Here is a 2,347-nt window from a genome sequence, read left to right as displayed (position 1 = left end):
TCGGGTTGTTGGGCGACGAGCTGGCCGCCCGTGGGCAGGCCGTCGGGCACCAGGAGCCGTTTGGGCACCAGAAGCCGCTTGGGCACCTGGACTCGGTCATACGCTCCGCGCCGATCGACAATCCGTAGGCGGCTGCGCAAGCGCCCTGCCTAGGCGGTCGGGCGGCTGCGCAGGTAGGCGACGTAGTCGGCCGGGGCGCCGGCCCGCTCCGCCGCGTCAGCCATGATCGACACGTACCGTTTGGACGGCAGGCCGCCTTCGTAGGCGTCCAGCACGTACGTCCAGGCCAACGCCTCGCCGTCCAGCGTGGACACCCGGACGCGGATGCGGGTGTAGAGGCCCGCGTCGGCGCCTTCCCACACGTCGAGCTGTCGCAGGTCACGCCGGTCGATGTCGTAGAGCATCACGTAGACCCGGGATCCGGGGGACTCGACGATCGAGGCGAGCGCGCCCTCCCAACCGACGTCCTCGCCGCCGAAGGTGAGTCTCCAGCCGTGTATCCAGCCGGTCCCGATGACCGGAGCGCGCGGCGCGCGTTCCTTCATCTGGGCCGGATCGAGGTTGCTGCCGTAGGCGGCGTACATGGTCATGGCGTGCGTCTTTCGCAGGCTCTTTCGTCGCGACCGTCACCGTTCGTGCGACGGCATATTTCAAGAATCTCCACTGGCGCCTACCGTACCCACCTTCCGCCCGACTGCGGTGACGGGCCGGGCCGGTCCAGGCCGGCGGGGCTGACGCGCCAGCCCAGCGGGCCACCTTCCCCGATTGTACGAAAGTCGCTCCGGATCCCAGCGGTGCGGCGCGCGGCGGGAGGCAAGATAGCTGGAGGGCCAAAGGCGGCGCGATGCTGTTCCTCGTGCGCCGCCGGAGGCCGCAGTCCCCAGCTAGCTGGAGAGCAGCCCGTCCACGGAAGGGAGCGCGTACGTGCCGCGAATCGTCATCCTCGGAGGAGGCCCCGGAGGGTATGAGGCGGCGCTTGTCGGTGCCGAGCTCGGGGCATTTGTCACGCTCATCGATTCGGATGGGACGGGGGGTGCCTGTGTTCTCACTGACTGTGTTCCGTCCAAAACGTTGATCGCCACATCGGCGGCGATGACCGCACTGGCCGCGGCCCCCTCGCTCGGTGTTCGGCTACGTGACGGGGGTTTCGTGCTGCCCGAAGCGGGCTGGGATGCCCGCGCGACACCCGGCCCCGGGCTTCCCGCCGGCGTCAGCGTTGACATCGAGCGGGTCTATGCCCGGGTGCGTGGGCTGGCGCAGGCGCAGTCCCGGGACATCGAGACCCGGCTGGAGAAGGAGGCCGTCCGGGTCGTGCACGCCCACGGGCGGCTGGTCGGTCCGCATGCGGTCGAGATCGATTCCGGCGAGGCCTTTTTCGGTGACATCGTGCTGATCGCCACCGGCGCGTCGCCGAGGATCCTGCCGGCGGCGACACCCGATGGTGAGAGAATTCTCACCTGGCGCCATCTCTACGACCTCGACAGGCTGCCCGAACATCTGATCGTGGTCGGGTCCGGTGTCACCGGCGCCGAGTTCGCCAGCGCCTACCGGGCGCTCGGGGCACAGGTGACGCTTGTCTCCTCCCGCGACCGGGTACTGCCCGGTGAGGATCCCGACGCGGCCCGGGTGCTGGAGGATGTCTTCCAGCGCAGGGGCGTCACCGTGCTGGGCCGGTCCCGGGCAACGGCGGCCCGCCGGGTCACCGGCGGGGTAGAAGTGGATCTCGACGACGGCAGGATCATCAGCGGCAGCCACGTCCTGATGGCGGTCGGATCGGTACCGCGAACCTCCGACATCGGCCTGACCGATGTCGGGATTCGACGCAGCGCCACCGGTCACATCGAGGTCGACCGGATGTCGAGAACGTCGGTGCCCGGCGTGTACGCCGCCGGTGACTGCACCGGTGTACTGCCGCTGGCGTCCGTCGCCGCCATGCAGGGCAGGATCGCGATGTGGCACGCGCTCGGTGAGGCGGTCACCCCACTGCGGTTGGGCACCGTGTCGTCGAACATCTTCACCGAACCGGAGATCGCGACCGTCGGCATCTCCCAGCGGATGATCGAATCAGGCGCGGTTGCTGCTCACACCACGGTCCTCCCGCTCGCCCGGAACCCGCGCGCGAAGATGGAGGCCGTCACTGACGGCTTTGTCAAACTGTTCTGCCGGCCCGGTAGCGGCAGCATCCTGGGCGGGGTCATCGTGGCGCCGCGGGCATCAGAACTGATCTTTCCGGTGTCGCTGGCGGTCGCCAATGGTCTGACCGTCGACCAGGTCGCCCACACGTTTGCGATCTATCCCTCGGTTTCCGGTTCCTTGTCCGAAGCCGCACGGATCGCCATCCCCCGGG

At 69.0% G+C, this 2,347-nt stretch carries 2 protein-coding genes; one reads left to right on the top strand and one right to left on the bottom strand.

The window, feature by feature from the left end; translation table 11 throughout:
• Positions 1–149: 149 nt before the first annotated feature.
• A complete protein-coding gene (locus tag U9977_RS25175) occupies positions 150–590 on the bottom strand; it encodes a gamma-glutamylcyclotransferase (RefSeq protein WP_322751767.1) in 441 nt (146 codons plus the stop codon).
• 334 nt (positions 591–924) lie between these two features.
• Between U9977_RS25175 and U9977_RS25170 the strand changes: the two genes are divergently transcribed.
• The coding region (locus U9977_RS25170; protein WP_322751766.1) for an NAD(P)H-quinone dehydrogenase at positions 925–2,347 on the top strand (1,423 nt) is incomplete at its 3' end.

Origin of the sequence: Protofrankia sp. Cas8 (assembly GCF_963555845.1) — a bacterium.
Lineage (GTDB): Bacteria > Actinomycetota > Actinomycetes > Frankiales > Frankiaceae > Protofrankia.
Note: the sequence above shows the minus strand (reverse complement) of the source record. Positions and strands in the feature narration are given on the sequence as shown.

Bases quoted from the DNA above. Each gene is read 5' to 3' on its own strand.
- U9977_RS25175 (WP_322751767.1), bottom strand. From the start codon at position 590: ATGACCATGTACGCCGCCTACGGCAGCAACCTCGATCCGGCCCAGATG.